Annotated in this window: 15 protein-coding genes; 10 read left to right on the top strand and 5 right to left on the bottom strand. The window is 65.2% G+C overall.

Annotation, left to right across the window (positions count from 1 at the left end; all coding sequences use genetic code 11):
* Positions 1 to 204: 204 nt before the first annotated feature.
* Positions 205 to 3057: an RNA polymerase-associated protein RapA gene (rapA, locus tag MJ122_RS03650; RefSeq protein WP_172419250.1), complete on the bottom strand. Its 2853-nt coding sequence runs from the start codon at positions 3055 to 3057 to the stop codon at positions 205 to 207.
* A gap of 219 nt (positions 3058 to 3276) precedes the next feature.
* Here rapA and MJ122_RS03645 point away from each other — a divergent pair, with 219 nt between their 5' ends.
* The 7 genes from MJ122_RS03645 to MJ122_RS03620 all read left to right on the top strand — a co-directional run bounded on the left by MJ122_RS03645 (position 3277) and on the right by MJ122_RS03620 (position 7935).
* Positions 3277 to 3582: an aspartate-semialdehyde dehydrogenase gene (locus tag MJ122_RS03645; protein WP_088419731.1), complete on the top strand. Its 306-nt coding sequence runs from the start codon at positions 3277 to 3279 to the stop codon at positions 3580 to 3582.
* Between the two features lie 44 nt (positions 3583 to 3626).
* Positions 3627 to 4226, top strand: coding sequence for an alpha-ketoglutarate-dependent dioxygenase AlkB (locus MJ122_RS03640; protein ID WP_239742358.1), 600 nt, complete (start codon positions 3627 to 3629; stop codon positions 4224 to 4226).
* Entirely contained in the window at positions 4223 to 4384 is a 162-nt protein-coding gene (locus MJ122_RS03635) for a hypothetical protein (protein WP_088419735.1), read from the top strand. The genes MJ122_RS03640 and MJ122_RS03635 overlap by 4 nt, the downstream gene beginning before the upstream one ends.
* Before the next feature lie 202 nt (positions 4385 to 4586).
* Positions 4587 to 4697: a cytochrome c oxidase subunit CcoM gene (gene ccoM / locus MJ122_RS30165; RefSeq protein ID WP_017522205.1), complete on the top strand. Its 111-nt coding sequence runs from the start codon at positions 4587 to 4589 to the stop codon at positions 4695 to 4697.
* Between the two features lie 185 nt (positions 4698 to 4882).
* Positions 4883 to 6871, top strand: coding sequence for an FUSC family protein (locus MJ122_RS03630; protein WP_239742355.1), 1989 nt, complete (start codon positions 4883 to 4885; stop codon positions 6869 to 6871).
* Complete coding sequence (locus tag MJ122_RS03625) at positions 6858 to 7067, top strand: DUF1656 domain-containing protein (RefSeq protein WP_037010214.1); 210 nt, start codon at positions 6858 to 6860, stop codon at positions 7065 to 7067. The genes MJ122_RS03630 and MJ122_RS03625 overlap by 14 nt, the downstream gene beginning before the upstream one ends.
* A 13-nt stretch (positions 7068 to 7080) precedes the next feature.
* Positions 7081 to 7935 carry an HlyD family secretion protein gene (locus MJ122_RS03620; protein ID WP_239742352.1) on the top strand — a complete coding sequence of 285 codons (855 nt, stop codon included), beginning with the start codon at positions 7081 to 7083 and terminating at the stop codon, positions 7933 to 7935.
* Here MJ122_RS03620 and MJ122_RS03615 read toward each other — a convergent pair.
* The 3 genes from MJ122_RS03615 to MJ122_RS03605 form a co-directional block, all read right to left on the bottom strand.
* Positions 7919 to 9094 (bottom strand): MFS transporter, encoded by a 1176-nt coding sequence (locus tag MJ122_RS03615; RefSeq protein WP_239742349.1) that lies wholly within the window; start codon positions 9092 to 9094, stop codon positions 7919 to 7921. The two genes, MJ122_RS03620 and MJ122_RS03615, sit on opposite strands and share 17 nt — an antisense overlap.
* Positions 9095 to 9236: 142 nt before the next feature.
* A complete protein-coding gene (locus MJ122_RS03610; protein WP_017522200.1) occupies positions 9237 to 9707 on the bottom strand; it encodes a MaoC family dehydratase in 471 nt (156 codons plus the stop codon).
* Entirely contained in the window at positions 9704 to 10657 is a 954-nt protein-coding gene (locus MJ122_RS03605) for an alpha/beta hydrolase (protein ID WP_239742347.1), read from the bottom strand. Before MJ122_RS03605 ends, MJ122_RS03610 begins: the two co-directional genes overlap by 4 nt.
* Positions 10658 to 10963: 306 nt before the next feature.
* Here MJ122_RS03605 and fadD2 point away from each other — a divergent pair, with 306 nt between their 5' ends.
* The gene (gene fadD2 / locus MJ122_RS03600) at positions 10964 to 12652 is read left to right on the top strand and encodes a long-chain-fatty-acid--CoA ligase FadD2 (protein WP_088419745.1); all 1689 of its coding nucleotides are present in this window, start codon (positions 10964 to 10966) and stop codon (positions 12650 to 12652) included.
* 77 nt (positions 12653 to 12729) lie between these two features.
* On the opposite strand, the gene MJ122_RS03595 is transcribed toward fadD2, so the two are convergent.
* On the bottom strand, positions 12730 to 12966 hold the full coding sequence (locus MJ122_RS03595; RefSeq protein ID WP_017522197.1) for a YdcH family protein: 237 nt from the start codon (positions 12964 to 12966) through the stop codon (positions 12730 to 12732).
* Between the two features lie 445 nt (positions 12967 to 13411).
* Here MJ122_RS03595 and fadD1 point away from each other — a divergent pair, with 445 nt between their 5' ends.
* Positions 13412 to 15097: a long-chain-fatty-acid--CoA ligase FadD1 gene (fadD1, locus tag MJ122_RS03590; protein WP_239742345.1), complete on the top strand. Its 1686-nt coding sequence runs from the start codon at positions 13412 to 13414 to the stop codon at positions 15095 to 15097.
* 84 nt (positions 15098 to 15181) lie between these two features.
* Complete coding sequence (locus tag MJ122_RS03585) at positions 15182 to 16867, top strand: methyl-accepting chemotaxis protein (RefSeq protein WP_088419825.1); 1686 nt, start codon at positions 15182 to 15184, stop codon at positions 16865 to 16867.
* The last annotated feature ends 145 nt before the right edge of the window (positions 16868 to 17012 follow it).

Raw genomic sequence — 17012 nt, 5'->3', positions numbered from 1 at the left:
AGTGGCTTGGTAAGGAAACTCTATCCCCCCATGGGCGAGAATCCCTTGCGCAGCGTCAATGGTAGTCGGTGTGTCTGAAAATTCCGGGAATAGAGCGGCTCGATTCAACGACTGCGGTGACCGGAGCGCGGGAGGGATGGGCGGGCATGAAAAAAGCCGCCACCGGTTGCCCGGTGGCGGCTTCTGCATGACGCGCTGGCGGGATCAGCCCGCCACCAGCACGCGGATCGCCTCCAGGCGCAGCGAGGCCTTGTCCAGCATTGCCAGGCTGTCGTCGCGCTGCTTGCGCAGGGCGTCCAGCTCGCTGTCGCGCACGCTGGGGTTGACGGCCTTGAGCGCAGTCAGGCGCGCCAGCTCCTCGTCCAGGGTCGCCTTCAACTGCTGGCGAGCAGCCTCGACGCGCTCGGCATGGCGCGGGGTGATCTTGGTCTCGGCCTGGGCGAACTGCTTGGCCAGTGCGTCACGCTGCGCCTGCACGAACTTGTTGGCGCTGGCGCGCGGCACGCTTTCCAACTGGTCGTTCAGGGTCTCGAAGGACACGCGCGAGGACAGGTCGTTGCCGTTGGCGTCCATCAGGCAACGCAGCGCCACCGGAGGCAGGAAGCGGCCCAGCTGCAGCTTGCGCGGCGCCACGGCTTCGCTGACGAACAGCAGCTCCAGCAGCACGGTGCCGGGCTTGAGCGCCTTGTTCTTGATCAGCGCCACCGAAGTGTTGCCCAGCGAGCCGGACAGCACCAGGTCCATGCCGCCCTGCACCATGGGGTGTTCCCAGGTGAGGAACTGCATGTCCTCGCGAGCCAGGGCCTGGGCGCGGTCGTAGGTGACGGTCACGCCTTCGTCGTCGCCCAGCGGGAAGCTGGCGTCGAGCATCTTCTCGCTCGGGCGCAGGATCAGCGCATTCTCGGAGTGGTCCTCGCTGTCGATGCCGTAGGTGTCGAACAGTCGCTCCATGTAGATCGGCAGGGCGAACTGGTCGTCCTGTTCCTCGATCTCTTCCACCAGCGCTTCGCCTTCACCGGCGCCACCGGAGTTCAATTCCAGCAGGCGGTCGCGGCCGTTGTGCATCTCGGCTTCCAGCGCCTCGCGGGCGGCGGTGCCTTCGGCCAGCAGCGCCTCGAAGGCGTCGTCGTCGCCGCCGTCCAGCAGTTCCACCAGGCGCGGGCCGAAGCGGTGCTGCAGGGCGTTGCCGGTGGGACAGGTGTTGAGGAAGGCGTTCAGCGCCTGGTGGTACCACTGGAACAGGCGTTCCTGCGGGCTGTTCTCCAGGTGTGGCACGTGGATCTGGATGGTGTGCTTCTGGCCGATCCGGTCCAGACGGCCGATGCGCTGTTCCAGCTGGTCCGGGTGGGCCGGCAGGTCGAACAGCACCAGGTGGTGGGCGAACTGGAAGTTGCGGCCTTCGCTGCCGATTTCCGAGCAGATCAGCACCTGGGCGCCGAACTCTTCATCGGCGAAGTAGGCGGCGGCGCGGTCGCGCTCAAGAATGCTCATGCCTTCGTGGAACACGGTGGCCGGAATGCCGGACTTCAAGCGCAGGGCGTCGCCGAGGTCCATCGCGGTCTCGGCGTGGGCGCAGATCACCAGCACCTTGTACTGCTTGAGCATCTTCAGGGTGTCGATCAGCCACTCGACGCGCGGGTCGAAGCGCCACCAGCGGTTATTCTCGTCACCGTCGTCGGCCTGGGCCTGGAAGCTGACTTCCGGATAGAGGTCCGGGTGCTCGCCCAGCGGCAGCTCCATGTACTCGATCGGGTTGGGCAGCACGTATGGGTGCAGTTGGCGCTCGGGGAAGCCCTGCACGGCGGCGCGGGTGTTGCGGAACAGCACGCGGCCGGTGCCGTGGCGGTCCAGCAACTCGCGCACCAGGCGGGCGCGGGCTTCTTCATTGCCGCCCTCGACGCTGGTCAGCAGTTCGTCGCCCTCGCTGCCGAGGAAGCCATGGATGGCCTGGCGCGCGGCGGGGGAGAGGCTGCCCTGGTCGATCAATTCCTGCACCGCTTCGGCAACCGGGCGGTACTGGGTGCTTTCGGCACGGAAGGCTTCCAGATCATGGAAGCGGTCCGGGTCGAGCAGGCGCAGACGGGCGAAGTGGCTATCCAGGCCGAGCTGTTCCGGGGTCGCGGTGAGCAGCAGCACGCCGGGGATCACCTGGGAAAGTTGCTCGACCAGCTGGTACTCCGCGCTGGCCTGCTCCGGGTGCCACACGAGGTGGTGGGCTTCGTCGACCACCAGCAGGTCCCACTCGGCGGCAAACAGCGCGTCCTGTGCCTTCTCGTCCTCGCGCAGCCACTCCAGCGCCACCAGGGCCAGTTGGGTGTCTTCGAAGGGGTTGCTGGCATCGCTCTCGACGAAACGCTCGCGGTCGAAGAGGGCGACTTCCAGGTTGAAGCGCCGGCGCATTTCCACCAGCCACTGGTGCTGCAGGTTCTCCGGAACCAGGATGAGCACGCGGCTGGCGCGGCCGGAAAGCATTTGGCGATGGATCACCAGGCCCGCTTCGATGGTCTTGCCCAGACCCACTTCGTCGGCCAGCAGGACGCGCGGTGCCATGCGGTCGGCGACTTCGCGGGCGATGTGCAGCTGGTGGGCGATGGGTTGCGCGCGGGCGCCACCCAGGCCCCAAAGCGAGGACTGCAGCAGGCGGGTGCGGTGTTCCAGGGTGTGGTAGCGCAGACCGAACCAGGACATCGGGTCGATCTGCCCGGCGAACAGGCGGTCGCTGGCCAGGCGGAACTGGATGAAGTTCGACAGCTGGGTTTCCGGCACGGTGCGCTGGTCGTTCTGCGCGGTGAGGCCGTGGTAGATCAGCAGGCCGTCGACCTCGTCCACTTCGCGGACGGTCATCTTCCAGCCTTCGAAATGGGTGATCTCGTCGCCCGGAGCGAAGCGCACGCGGGTCAGCGGGGCATTGCGCTCGGCGTACTGGCGGGTATCACCGGTGGCGGGATAGAGCACCGTGAGCATGCGGCCGTCCAGCGCCAGGATGGTCCCCAGCCCGAGTTCCGCTTCACTGTCGCTGATCCAGCGTTGACCGGGTTGATACTGCGCCATGGACACCTCCCAAAAAAAGCCGGCTATGGTACCGGAACGCGCAGCTTTCAGCGATGGCCGTCAGCGCCTCCGGTCGACTGATCTGTGGTGTAACCAGTCCGGAATACGCACTCATCGCAAATCGTGGAAAGTGTAGCGAGACGCTCTCAAGTCTGTAGCCGCTGCGCCGATAGCCTGACCAGAGGACCTCCCCACAGGGCTTGCCGCACAGCCCAGGACCGCACGATGCTGCCGCCCATTCCCCATAGTCTGGCGCCCGTCACTGCCCAGCAGGACGTGCCCAAGCCGCGACCGGATGTCGCTCCGGTGACTCCGCCTGCGCCCAGCGCGGGGAATGCCGGCGTGGAGCTGGAGCGTCGCCCGGATGAGGAGGCGCTGCGCGAGGAATACCAGCGCCGACGCAAGCGTCGCCAACTGGCCGACGGCACCCCCGAAGGCGAGGCGCTGGAAGAACTGGAGGAAGTGGAGGAGCTGGGCGATGAAGTGCAGCCGGCCCAGCGCAAGGGGTTGTGGATCGATGTCGAGGTCTGAAGTGTCGAGTTAGACTCTTCGCATTGCTGATTCCCGAGCTTGCCATGCTGTTCGACGATGCCCCCATCCTGCTGCCCGATGCCGAACTGCGCCTGATTCCCGATTGGTGCCCACCCGAGCGCGCCGAGCGCTGGCTGCAGCAACTGGTTGCCGAGACGCCCTGGGAGCAGACCGTCGTGCACCTGCACGGGCGCGATTACCCGGTGCCGCGCCTGGTCAACTGGTATGGCGATCCCGCGGCTTTCTATTCCTATTCCGGCCAGACCCACGCGCCGCTGCCCTGGACGCCGCTGCTGGCGGAAATCCGCTCGGCGGTGGAGCAGGCCGCCGGCCAGCGCTTCAACGGCGTGCTGCTCAATTTCTATCGCGACGGCCAGGACTCCATGGGCTGGCACAGCGACGACGAGCCGGAACTCGGGCGCAACCCGGTGGTGGCCTCGCTGAACCTGGGCGGTACGCGGCGCTTCGACCTGCGGCGCAAGGGGCGAAACACAATCGAACATTCCATCGAGCTGCCTGGCGGTTCGCTGCTGGTCATGTCCGGCGCGACACAGCATTATTGGCAGCATCAGGTCGCGAAGACGCGCCGCCCGGTTGCTTCGCGCCTGAACCTGACTTTCCGCCTGGTGCATGCCCTGCCATGAGCAACGACGACAAGCTGATCGACTTCACCGCCGAGCGCGACAAGCGCATCCATGACGTGCACGAAAAGCGTCTGCAGGACGTGCGCAAGGCCTTCGAGCAGGCGCTGCCGCTGGGCAAGCCGCGCAAGAAGGGCAAGAGCAAGCCGAAGAAACGCTGAATTCCCCCTCCCAGGGCCGCAAGGCCCCGCTCTGCGCGGCTTCCCGCCGCACCGCACCCCTCCGGAAACTTGACCTGCGTCAGTGCTGCGGCCCTCCCCGGAAAGCGCCTTGTCGACCATTGATCCAGGTCAATTTGCGCCGCCCGGTCGCCGGTAATCTGCACACATCCCCAGACGATGTAGGCAACAGGAGGCCAGCATCATGTTCATCGACGAAGTGGTTCTCGCAGGCGTCCTTACCGTTGGTCTCATGGTTCTGTTCTTCGGTGGGGTCGGAATTTTCATCTGGAAGGACAGCCACAAGAAGAGCTGATCCTTACAGATTCACAGAGCACGCAAGGCACTTCGGGCGACTTAGGTCGCCCGTTTTTTTTTGCCTCGACGAAAGTCAGGATGACAAGTTGTTAGCTTGCTAATAATATTTCAAGCAACGATTCAGTTGTTCTCCATGCCGGCTATCTTTAACCCGACAGACCGGTATTGCTTTCGAGAGACCGCGTGCGACCTTCGCTACAGGCATTCCTGGCGCCGGATACGCTGGCGCTGAAATTTGCGATCAAGACCCTCCTGGCCGGTGGCCTGGCGCTCTGGTGCGCCTTCCGTTTCGACCTGGAACAGCCGCAATGGGCGCTGATGACGGTGTTCATCGTGTCCCAGCCGCTGTCGGGCATGGTGGTGGCCAAGGGCATATTCCGCTTGATCGGCACCGTGGTTGGCACCGTGATGTCGGTGGTGATGATCGCGCTGTTCGCCCAGACGCCCTGGTTGTTCCTGCTGGCTGTCTCGCTCTGGCTCGGCCTCTGCACGGCCGCCTCGACGACCCTGCGTAACCATGTTTCCTACGCCTTCGTGCTGTCCGGGTATACCGTGGCGATCATCGGCCTGCCGGCGATCAGCCATCCGCTGGGCGTCTTCGACCAGGCCGTCGCACGCAGTACGGAAATCTGCCTGGGCATCCTCTGCGCGTCGGCCATGAGTGCCATCCTCTGGCCGCGCCGTGTCGAGGCCAACCTGGGCAGGCAGGCCCACGCCACCTGGCTCACCGGCATGCAGGCCGCGCGTAGCGAGATCGATGCAGACGCCCGGCAGATCAAGGGCCTGCTGCAGGCGCTGGGCAAGATCGTCGAAGTGGACGTGCAACGCGACCACGCCTGGTTCGAGGGGTACCGCGGGCGGATGCGTTCGCGCGCGCTGCGGATTCTCTCCCGCGACTTGCTCAGCCTGCTGCGTACCGCCCGCGGTGTGGCCCGGCAACGCAGCGTGCTGGATGCCGAGGACCGCGCGCGCCTGCAACCCTGGTTCGAGGAACTGCGCGCCACCCTGGAGGACCCGCAGGTCGAAGCCATGCGTTCGCTGCAGGAGCGCCTGCAAGCTGCAGGTCTGGATGAGAGCTACTCCAACGACCTGCGCTATTGCCTGACCCGCTGCGCCCTGCTGCTGCTCAAGGCGCTGAACTCGGAGAAGACCATGCGCGCCGTGGCGGACGGGCGGGTGGACGATGTCGCCACCGGCACGCTGTCCTGGCACCGTGACTGGCTGATGGCGTTGTTCTACGGCCTGCGCAGTGCGCTGGCGCTGCTGGGCATGTCGGCCTTCTGGATGGCCACGGCCTGGCCTGCGGCCACCGGCGGAATGTTGCTGGCGGCGGTGATCTGCAGCCTGTTCGCCAATCGCGACAATGCCGTCACCATCGGTCTGGGCTTCCTGCGCGGCATTCTCTATGCGGTGCCCGCCGCCGCAGTGGTAACCCAGTGGCTGCTACCGCAGTGGAACGGCTTTCCGCTGCTCTGCCTGGCACTGGGGGTACCGTTGTTCTTCGCCCTGCTGGGAATGGCCACGCCGGCGCTGGCCGGCACCGCGACGTCCTTCTCGATCCACTTCATCACCCTGGTCGCGCCGAGCAACGTGATGAAGTACGACCTTGCCAACCTGCTCAATTCGGCCCAGGGCATCGTGATTGGCGTGGGCTTCGCCGTGCTCGTGTTCCGTCTGCTCACGCTCCCGGCGAACTGGCTTAACCGCCGGTTGATCCAGGCCACCTGCGAAGACCTCGGCCGCCTGACCCGGCGGCCGCTGGCCGAAGCCGAAAGCTGGTTCGGCGGGCGCATGGCCGACCGCCTGATCCGTCTGGCGCGCCACTACACCTTGTTGCCCAAGGAAGAACAGCGGCGCTGGCAGGACGGGCTGCTTGCCCTCGATCTGGGCAATGAGCTGATCCACCTGCGCGCCTGCCTCAGCGGTTCCCAGGGGCAACTGGGCAAGCGTCGTGACCAGTTCCTCGGCGCCCTGGGCGGCGTCCTGGAGAAGGGCCCCGGCGTGGGACGCGAGCAGCGTCTGGAAAGCCTGTGCCCGCCGCTGGAGCAAGCCCTGGCGCACGACGTGCAGGGCGACAACGAACCCAACCGCCTGGCCCGTGCCGCGCTGGCGCAATTGCGCCATACCTGGCGCCAGTGGTGCCGCCTGGAGGACGCCAATGGGACTGCATGAATTCGGCTGGGGCGGTGTGTTCCTGAGCCCGCTGTTCATCTATGCAGTGCTCGCCCTCGGCCTGACGGTCGTACTGCGCCTGCTGCTGCAGGCCACACCCTTCGGGCGCTGGATCTGGCACGAGGCGCTGTTCGACTGCGCCCTGTTCGTACTGATCCTGTGCGCCATCACCTGGGCGCTCAGCGCTGCGCCTTGAGAGGAGAAGCTGTATGCGCGGATACCTTCGCGTAACCGTCACCATCGTCCTGGTCATCGCCGCCGTCCTGGCCGGCACCTGGCTGTGGCGTTACTACATGCTGTCGCCCTGGACCCGCGATGCGCGGGTGCGCGCCGATGTGGTGGTCATCGCCCCCGACGTCTCCGGCTGGGTCACCGACCTTGCCGTGCAGGATAACCAGCAGGTCAAGGCCGGCGACCTGATCATGCGCATCGACCACGAGCGCTACGCGGCGAACCTCGAGCAGGCCAAGGCGCTGGCCGAGACCCGGCACCAGCAGTACCTGCTGCGGGTGAGCGAGGCTTCGCGGCGCAGCAAGCTGGGCATCGCGGCGATCAGCGCCGAGGACAAGGAAACCGCGCAGATCAACGCCGCCATCGCCAAGAGCGAGTACGACGAAGCCCAGGCCCAGGTGCGCCTGGCCCAGCTCAACCTGACCCGCAGCGAGATGCGCGCCCCGCGCGACGGCCAGGTCACCAACCTGCGCCTGGCCCAGGGCAACTACGCCCAGGCCGGCCAGGCGATGATGGCACTGGTGGACCAGAAGTCCTTCTACGTCACCGCCTATTTCGAGGAAACCAAGCTGCCCGGCATCCGCATCGGCCAGCCGGCGCAGGTGGTGCTGATGAGCGGCGACGTCGCCATCGACGGCACCGTGGAGAGCATCAGCAGCGGCATCACCGACCGCAACGCCATTCCCGACAGCCAGTTGCTGGCCAACGTCGAGCCAACCTTCAACTGGGTGCGCCTGGCGCAGCGCATCCCGGTGCGCATCCGTCTGGACAAGGTGCCCGAAGGGGTGCACCTGAGCGCCGGGATGACTGCCAGCGTTACCGTAAAACAGTGAGCGGAGCGTCTGCACGCTCGCGCTGAAGCCTGCAGGACAAGGCCGCGCAGAAGATCGATGCGGCAACCAGCGAGACGCCCACCCAGGGTGTCCAGCCGATGCTGGCCAAGCTGATAACCGCGCCCCCCAGCGCCGCGCCGAGGGCCACGCCCAGGTGCATCGCCGAGGTGTTCAGCGCCACCCCGGCGCTGCCGCTGGCCGGGTCGCTGACCAGCAGGTAGCTCTGCACTGCCGGGGAAATCATCCAGCTGATGGTGCTCCAGACCATCAGCGCACCGAGCAGTAGCCAGGGGTGGCCGAGGCTCAGCGGAATCGCCAGCATCGCCAGGCCGAACAGCACCGGCACCACCAGCAGCGCGCGGCGATGGCCGATGTGGTCGCTCAGCCAGCCGCCCAGGTATCCGCCACCGATGGCCGCCAAGCCGATCAGCAGCAGCGTGAGGGCGATGCCCTGGCTGTCGGTGATCCCGGCGACCTGCTGGAACCACGGCGTGATATAGGCGAACAAGGTGAAATGCCCGCCCAGCAGCAGGATCGACACCAGCTGTGCCAAGTTCAGCGACGGGCTGCGCAGCTGGCGCCTGTAGGCCGCGCCATTGGCTGGGCTGTCCAGTTTGCGGCGGGGCAGGGCTATCCGCAGCAGGGCGGCCAGAGGCAGGGAGTAAAGGGCGATGGCGGCGAAGATCCAGCGCCAGCCAAGCCAGTCGTTGACCAGCACGCCGGCCGGCACGCCGAACACCAGCGAGCCGCTGATGCCCATGAAGATCAGGCCGATGGCGCGCCCGCGCTGGGCCGGCGGCGCCAGTTCCACCGCCAGCAGGCTGGACTGCATGATCAACAGCCCGCAACAGGCGGCCATGCCGATGCGCATCAGCAGCAGCGAAACGTAACCGGGACTCAGCGCGGCGCCGGCGTTGAATGCGGCGAACACCAGCAGGGTGATGACCAGCAGCCGACGACAGTCGGCGCCACGGGTAAGCCAGCCGAGCAAAGGCGCGGCGATGGCGAAGCTCAGGGAGAACAGGCTGGTGAGCTGTCCGGCGAGGCTGAGGGAAACCTGCAGGTCATCGGCAAGGGACGGCAGGATGCCGGTGAGGATGGCTTCGGCAACGCCTGCGGCGAAGGTGCAGAGGGACAGCAACAGCAGTCGAAGGTCCATGGCGGCTCCGATTCCCGGTGAGGGGTTTCGGGCACGCAGCCTTCGGTTATCCCTGGTAGATGTGAAATGACGAGGGCAGGGTAGTCGAGGGAGAAACTGTATACAAGTTTCCGGGGCCGGCTGGCCGACCCCGGAACGCGCGTCAGCCGACCGTGATCGGCGGCAGCGCGGGCAGTTCGACGTCGAGTTTCTCGGTCGGCGCCATGACTTCGGCCTCGCCCTTGACCACGGCCTTGCCGTCCTGGTTGAGCACCACGGTGCCGATGCGCACGCGGTTCTTCGGCAGCTTCTCCAGCACTTCCAGCTCCACCGTCAGCTGGTCACCGAGCTTCACCGGGCGAGTGAAGCTCAGGTTCTGGCCGAGGTAGATGGTGCCCGGGCCGGGCAGGGTGGTGGCGATCGCCGCGCTGATCAGCGCGCCGGTGAGCATGCCGTGGGCGATGCGTTCCTTGAACTGGGTAGTGGCGGCGTAGTCGGCGTCCAGGTGCACCGGGTTGCGGTCGCCGGAGACTTCGGCGAACAGCTGGATGTCGCGCTCGGTGACGCTGCGCTGGAAGTTGGCCTTCTGGCCGACTTCGAGTTCTTCGTAGGGGACGTTTTGCACGGAAGTCATAGGGGCTCCTCGGATTTTTCGACCAGGGGAACGGGGCAATGCGCCGCCAGCCAGTCGATCAGGTTGCGGGTGACCTCGTCGCGGTTGCTCTCGTTGAACAACTCGTGGCGGGCGTCGGGATAAATCTTCAGTTGGACGTCACGAACCCCGGCCCGGGTCATCGCCTGGGCCAGATCGCGCAGGCGTTTGCCCTGGCTGACCGGGTCGCGCTCGCCGCCGATGACCATCACCGGCAGGTCGGCGCGGATGCTCGACAGGTGCTCCACGGGGGTGATGTCGGCCAGGCCGCCGAGCAGGTCGATCCACAGCTGGTTGCTGCAGCGGAAGCCGCAGAGCGGATCGGCGACGTACTTGTCGACTTCGAGCGGGTCGCGGCTGAGCCAGTCGAACGCGCTGCGGTTGGGTTTGAAGGCCTTGTTGAACGAGCCGAAGGACAGGAAGTCGATCAGCGCGCTGCGCCCCAGCGGGCCCTGGCGCCAACGCTCGAAGCGGGCGATGACGCGGGCGCTCTTGTACAGCGCCACGGGCTGGTAGTTGGACCCGGACAGCACCGCCGCCTTTACGCTGGCGCTGTGCTGCATCAGGTAGGCGCTGCCGATGTAGCTGCCCATGCTGTGGCCGAGGAGGATGATCGGCAAGTCCGGGTGCTCCTCGCGCACATGCTGGTTCAGCGTATGCAGGTCGCCGATCACCTTGCCCCAGCCGCCTCGGTCGGCGTAGTGGCCCAGTTCGCCGTTCTCGGCGGTGCGCCCGTGTCCGCGCTGGTCGATGGCATAGAGGTGGTAGCCGACGGCGCTCAGCGCCAGGCCCAGGCGCTCATAGCGGCCAGCGTGCTCGGCCATGCCGTGGGACAGCATCAGCGCGCCGCGGGACGGGCCTTCCGGCGCCCAGTGGCGGGTGTAGAGCGGTGTCTCGTCGCTGGCGGGGAGCCAGTAGGCGGCGTAGGGCATGGGGTCCATCCTGCTTCTTGTTCGTCGATTCTTATTGGAATGGGGCCATGGAGCGGGCCAGACGGGGCGATTTTGCCACGCCGGGACATCTTCTGTATGGATTGCCCGCTGCGTCTGTCTGGCACGCTGCGGGCCTTGTCCTGGGCGGCGGTCGGCTCTATCCCGCGCGATGCCCGGATGGTGGCGCAAGATTCACGCAGTCTATGACGTCGCCTGGAGTCTTTGCGATGACCAAAGGAACTGCTAGCTTCCGTTGAATGACCGCAATGACGGTTCGGTTTCGCTCAGGTATGAGGACAAGAATAAATGCAACCTGATTTCTGGAACGACAAACGCCCGGCCGGCGTGCCCAGCGACATTGACCTGACCGCCTACAAATCGGTGGTCGAAGTCTTCGAGCGCTCCTGCAAGAAATTCGCCGACCGTCCGGCGTTCAGCAACATGGGCGTGACCCTGACCTACGCCGAGCTGGACCGCCTGTCCGCCGCCTTCGGCGCCTACCTGCAGAAGCACACCGACCTCAAGCCCGGCGATCGCATCGCCGTGCAGATGCCGAACGTCCTGCAATACCCCATCGCCGTGTTCGGCGCCCTGCGCGCCGGACTCATCGTGGTCAACACCAACCCGCTCTACACTGCCCGCGAGATGCGCCACCAGTTCAAGGATTCCGGCGCCCGTGCGCTGGTCTACGTGAACCTGTTCGGCAAGCTGGTGCAGGAAGTGCTGCCCGATACCGGCATCGAATACCTGATCGAGGCCCAGATGGGCGACCTGCAGCCCGCGCTCAAGGGCCTGCTGGTCAACACCGTGGTCAAGCATGTGAAGAAGATGGTGCCGGAGTACAACCTGCCCCAGGCCGTCTCCTTCAAGGCTGCGCTGCGCCAGGGCCGTGGCCATGGTCTGCAGCCGGTCAAGGTCGGCCTGGAAGACATCGCGGTGCTGCAGTACACCGGCGGCACCACCGGCGTGGCCAAGGGCGCCATGCTCACCCACGGCAACCTCGTGGCGAACATGCAGCAGGTGCACGCTTGCCTGCAGCAGCACGGCCCGGACGGCAAGCCGCTGATGCAGGTCGGCAACGAGGTGATGATCGCGCCGCTGCCGCTGTATCACATCTATGCCTTCACCGCGAACTGCATGTGCATGATGGTCAACGGCAACCACAACGTGCTGATCAGCAACCCGCGCGACATCCCCGGCTTCATCAAGGAGCTGAAGAAGTGGCGTTTCTCCGCGCTGCTGGGCCTCAATACCCTGTTCGTCGCCCTGATGGATCGCCCCGAGTTCAAGGAACTGGACTTCTCCAACCTGAAGGTCACCAACTCCGGCGGCACCGCGCTGGTCACCGCTACTGCCGAGCGCTGGAAGGCCATGACCGGCTGCACCGTGGTGGAAGGCTACGGGCTCACCGAGACTTCCCCGGTGGTCAGCACCAACCCTTACGGCGACCAGGCGCGCCTGGGCACGGTCGGCATCCCGGTACCTGGCACTGCGCTCAAGGTCATCGACGATGACGGCAATGAGGTCGGCCTGGGCGAGCGTGGCGAGTTGTGCGTGAAGGGACCGCAGGTCATGAAAGGCTACTGGCAGCGCCCGGACGCCACCGCCGAGGTACTGGACGCCGAAGGCTGGCTGCGCACCGGTGATATCGCGGTGATCGACCCGGACGGCTTCACCCGCATCGTCGACCGCAAGAAGGACCTGATCATCGTCTCCGGCTTCAACGTCTACCCCAACGAGATCGAGGACGTGGTCATGGCCCACCCGAAAGTTGCCAATTGCGCGGCCGTCGGCGTGCCGGACGAGAAGTCCGGCGAGGCGGTGAAGCTGTTTGTGGTGGCCCGCGAGGGCGGCGTGACTGTGGAAGAGCTCAAGGCCTACTGCAAGGAAAACTTCACCGGCTACAAGGTGCCCAAGCACATCGTGCTCAAGGACGCCCTGCCGATGACCCCGGTGGGCAAGATCCTGCGCCGCGAGCTGCGCGAAACCGCCTGAGGCCGGCGTGAATGAAAAAGGGGCTGATCCTGGATCAGCCCCTTTTTTATTTTTGGCGGATTGTCGGCCCGGGCCGATCAACCACCACAGCCGCCGCAGCAGCCTTCCTTCTTGCGCAGGATTTCGTAGAGATCGTCCTTGAGCTGCAGCTTCTGCTTCTTCAGCGCCTCGATGGTGTCGTGGGAGGCGGGGGTGATGCCGGCTTCCATGTTCTTGATCTCCTGGTCGAGATCGTTGTGGCTATGGAAGAGCTTGGCGAAATGCGGATCTTCGGCTTTCAGACGGGTAATCTTTTCGCGGTATTCGGGAAACATGAGGGTTCTCCAGGAGAGTGCAGGAGCACTTTGCGAGATACCGTTCCGGAGAGTGTTGAGGTAGATCATTGAAGGCGCCGGGTGGAGAAGGACGAAATCGCCGTATCGAACTCTGATGATCTACCCCGCCACGGGGACTGGCCTGACGCCCATTTCCCAGTCTTTTTGCCGGTTTCATTTCTCAGAAATCCACTTTGTCGGACAATCCAACAAGGCTGCGAGCCTTCTGGGACGGGCTTTTCCGACGAGTGGAGTGTTGGTGACCGGAAAGCCTGTCTCTGGTCATTTTTCTTACGGACAAGCCTGTGTTTGGTGCTGGTCGCTGTTTCTCAAAGCTGATAATCTCGGCCCGCTTTTCGCTCCCCGAGCCTGGGGAAAGCGACATAAACACAACAAAGAACCGCGAACGCGGTAAAGATGAGCTGTTGCTTAGGAGTGGGCTTCCATGACCGACAATTTCTGGAAGGACAAATACCCAGTGGGGATCGCTGCCGAGATCAACGCTGACCAGTACCCGAACATCCTCGCGGTACTCAAAGAATCCTGCCAACGTTTTGCAGACAAGCCTGCCTTCAGCAACCTGGGCAAGACCCTGACCTACGGCGAGATGTACAAACTCTCCGGGGACTTCGCCGCCTACCTGCAACAGAACACCGATCTCAAGCCCGGCGATCGCATCGCCGTGCAACTGCCCAACGTGCTCCAGTACCCGGTCGTGGTCTTCGGCGCCATGCGCGCGGGCCTCATCGTGGTCAACACCAACCCGCTGTACACCGCGCGGGAGATGGAGCACCAGTTCAACGACTCCGGCGCCAAGGCGCTGGTGTGCCTGGCGAACATGGCGCACCTGGCCGAGGAAGTGCTGCCCAAGACCGGCATCCGCAACGTCATCGTCACCGAAGTGGGTGACATGCTGCCGCCGCTCAAGCGCTTCATTGTCAATTTCGTGGTCAAGAACATCAAGAAGATGGTTCCGGCCTACAACATTCCCAACGCGCAGAAACTCACCGACGTCCTGGCCAAGGGCCGTGGCAAGGCGGTGCAGGAAGTCTCGCCGCACAACGACGACGTTGCCGTGCTGCAGTACACCGGCGGCACCACCGGCGTGGCCAAGGGCGCGATGCTGACCCACCGCAACCTGGTCGCCAACATGCTGCAGTGCAAGGCACTGATGGGCGCCAACCTCAACGAAGGTTGCGAAATCCTCATCACCCCGCTGCCGCTGTACCACATCTATGCCTTCACCTTCCATTGCATGGCGATGATGCTCACCGGCAACCACAATATCCTGGTGACCAACCCGCGCGACCTGGCCAGCATGGTCAAGGAACTGTCGCAGTGGAAGTTCACCGGCTTCGTCGGCCTGAACACCCTCTTCGTCGGCCTGTGCAACAACGAAGGCTTCCGCAAGCTGGACTTCTCCGCGCTGAAGCTGACCCTCTCCGGCGGCATGGCCCTGCAACAGGCCGCTGCCGAGCGCTGGAAGGACGTCACCGGCTGCGCCATCTGCGAAGGCTACGGCATGACCGAAACCAGCCCGGTGGTCTCGGTGAACCCGTTCCAGAACATCCAGATCGGCACCATCGGCATTCCGGTTCCGTCGACCCAGTGCAAGGTCATCAGCGATGACGGCCAGGACCTGCCGCTGGGCGAACGGGGCGAGCTGTGCGTCAAGGGCCCGCAGGTGATGAAGGGCTACTGGCAGCGCCAGGAAGCCACCGACGAGATCCTCGACAAGGATGGCTGGCTGCGTACCGGCGACATCGCGATCATCCAGGAAGACGGCTACATGCGTATCGTCGACCGCAAGAAGGACATGATCCTGGTGTCGGGCTTCAACGTGTACCCCAACGAGCTGGAAGACGTGCTCGCCACCCTGCCGGGCGTGCTGCAGTGCGCCGCCATCGGCATCCCGGACGAGAAGTCCGGCGAGGCGATCAAGGTCTTCGTGGTGTCCAAGCCGGGCGTCACCCTGACCAAGGAGCAGGTCATGCAGCACATGCACGACAACCTCACCGGCTACAAGCGTCCCAAGTCCGTGGAATTCCGCGACAGCCTGCCGACCACCAACGTCGGCAAGATCCTGCGCCGCGAATTGCGCGACGAAGAGCTCAAGAAGATCAGGGCTTAAGCCGATATACAGGAAACCCGCCGCAAGGCGGGTTTTTTGATGGGGCAAGGAAGCCATGTCCCTTATCCGCTTGAGGTGAACGCCTTGAACACTGCCCTCCGTTTGCGCGCCAAGGTCCTGCTCCTGGCCATCGTTCCGATCCTGATCCTTACCCTGCTGCTGTGCGCCATTTCCACTGTTGCATTGAAACAGTTGGCGACCCAGCAGGAAGCGCAGATCCGCGAGAACCTCACCCAGGACCGCGAAGCCCAGCTGAAGAACTTTGTCGACGTCGCGCTGGCAGCCGTCGGCCCGGTCTACCAGGCAGCCACCCAGGGCGATGCCCAGGCGCGCGAGCAGGGTATCGCTATCCTCAAACGCCTCGAATACGGCAAGGGCGGCTATTTCTGGGGCTACGACACCCGCTCCGTGCGTGTCTTCCAGGGCACCAGCGACGAGCGCCTGGGCGAGGACTTCAGCGGGTATCGCGACCCCAATGGCGTCTATGCCATCCGCGAGCTGGTAGCGGCGGGGCAGAGCGGCCAGCACTACGTGCGCTACAGCTTCACCCTGCCCGGTGGCAACGCCATCGTGCCGAAGATCGGCTACGCCCACTTCCTGCCCAAGTGGAACCTGGTGTTCGGCACCTCGCTGAACCTCGACGACGTCGAGCGAGAAGTGAAGGAAGCCGGAGCGGCCTTCGACGCCAAGATCGACAATCTGCTGCTGCTCATGGGCGGCGCGGCGCTGGCGCTGCTGGTCGTGATCGGCCTGCTTGCCGGGCTGTTCAGCCGCACCATCGTCCAGCCCATCGTGCAGGTGCGCGATAACCTCGACGACATGGCCGCCGGCGACGGCAACCTGACCCACCGCCTGAACCTCGGCCGCCACGACGAACTGGGCGAACTGGCCGGCTCCTTCAATCGCTTCGTCGAGAAGATCCACGTGCTGGTGCAGCAGGTGGCCGGCACCACGAACCAGTTGTCCGGGCTGGTGGGCGACGTCGCCCAGCAGGCGCAGCGCTCCGAGCGTGCAATGGATGGGCAGCGCCACGAGACCGACCAGGTCGCCACTGCCATCAACGAAATGACCGCGGCCGCCCAGGAAGTGGCGCGCAGCGCGCAACAGGCTGCCGATGCCGCGCAACAGACCGACCGTGAGGGCCAGGCGGCCAAGCGCGAGGTGGACCTGTGCGTCTCGCAGATCAATGATCTGGTGGGTGAGGTACGCAGCAGCAGCGACTCCCTCGACACCCTGCGCCAGGACGTGCAGGGCATCGTCGGCGTGCTGGAAGTGATCCGTTCCATCGCCGAACAGACCAACCTGCTGGCGCTCAATGCCGCCATCGAGGCCGCACGCGCCGGCGAGGCCGGGCGTGGCTTCGCCGTGGTCGCCGACGAAGTCCGTGCCCTGGCCAGCCGCACCCAGCAGAGCACCGGGGAAATCCAGCAGATGATCGACCGCCTGCGCGGCACCACGGAAGGCTCGGTGAGCGCCATGCAGCGCGCCAGCGACATGGCCGAACGCACTCGCGGCCAGGCCAACCAGGCCGGTCAGTCGCTGGATGCCATCGCCCAGCTGATCGGCACCATCAACTCGATGAACGCGCAGATCGCCAGTGCCGCCGAGGAGCAGACCGCCGTGGCCGAGGAGATCAACCGCAGCGTGCACCAGATCGCCGGTGGCGTGGACAGCGTGGCCGACGATGCGGCCAAGGGCGCGCGTACCGCGACCGAACTCAATGGGCTGGGCGAGCGCCTGCGCCAGCTGGTCGGCCAGTTCCGCATCTGATCCGGCGGGGCGCAATGCCCCGCCAATCCGGGTCGCCAGGCAATCGGCATGGCGGCCCATGCCGGTCTTTTGCGACAATTCCCGGATTGTCGCCATGACAGCCCATTCCAGGGGCCGGCTCCGCACCTGCTCGCGCCGCTCCCGC

This window comes from Pseudomonas sp. DP-17 (assembly GCF_022380625.1).
Classification (GTDB): domain Bacteria; phylum Pseudomonadota; class Gammaproteobacteria; order Pseudomonadales; family Pseudomonadaceae; genus Pseudomonas; species Pseudomonas nitroreducens_A.
The sequence above is the reverse complement of the archived record's forward strand: the minus strand, read 5'-3'. Positions and strand labels throughout refer to the sequence as shown.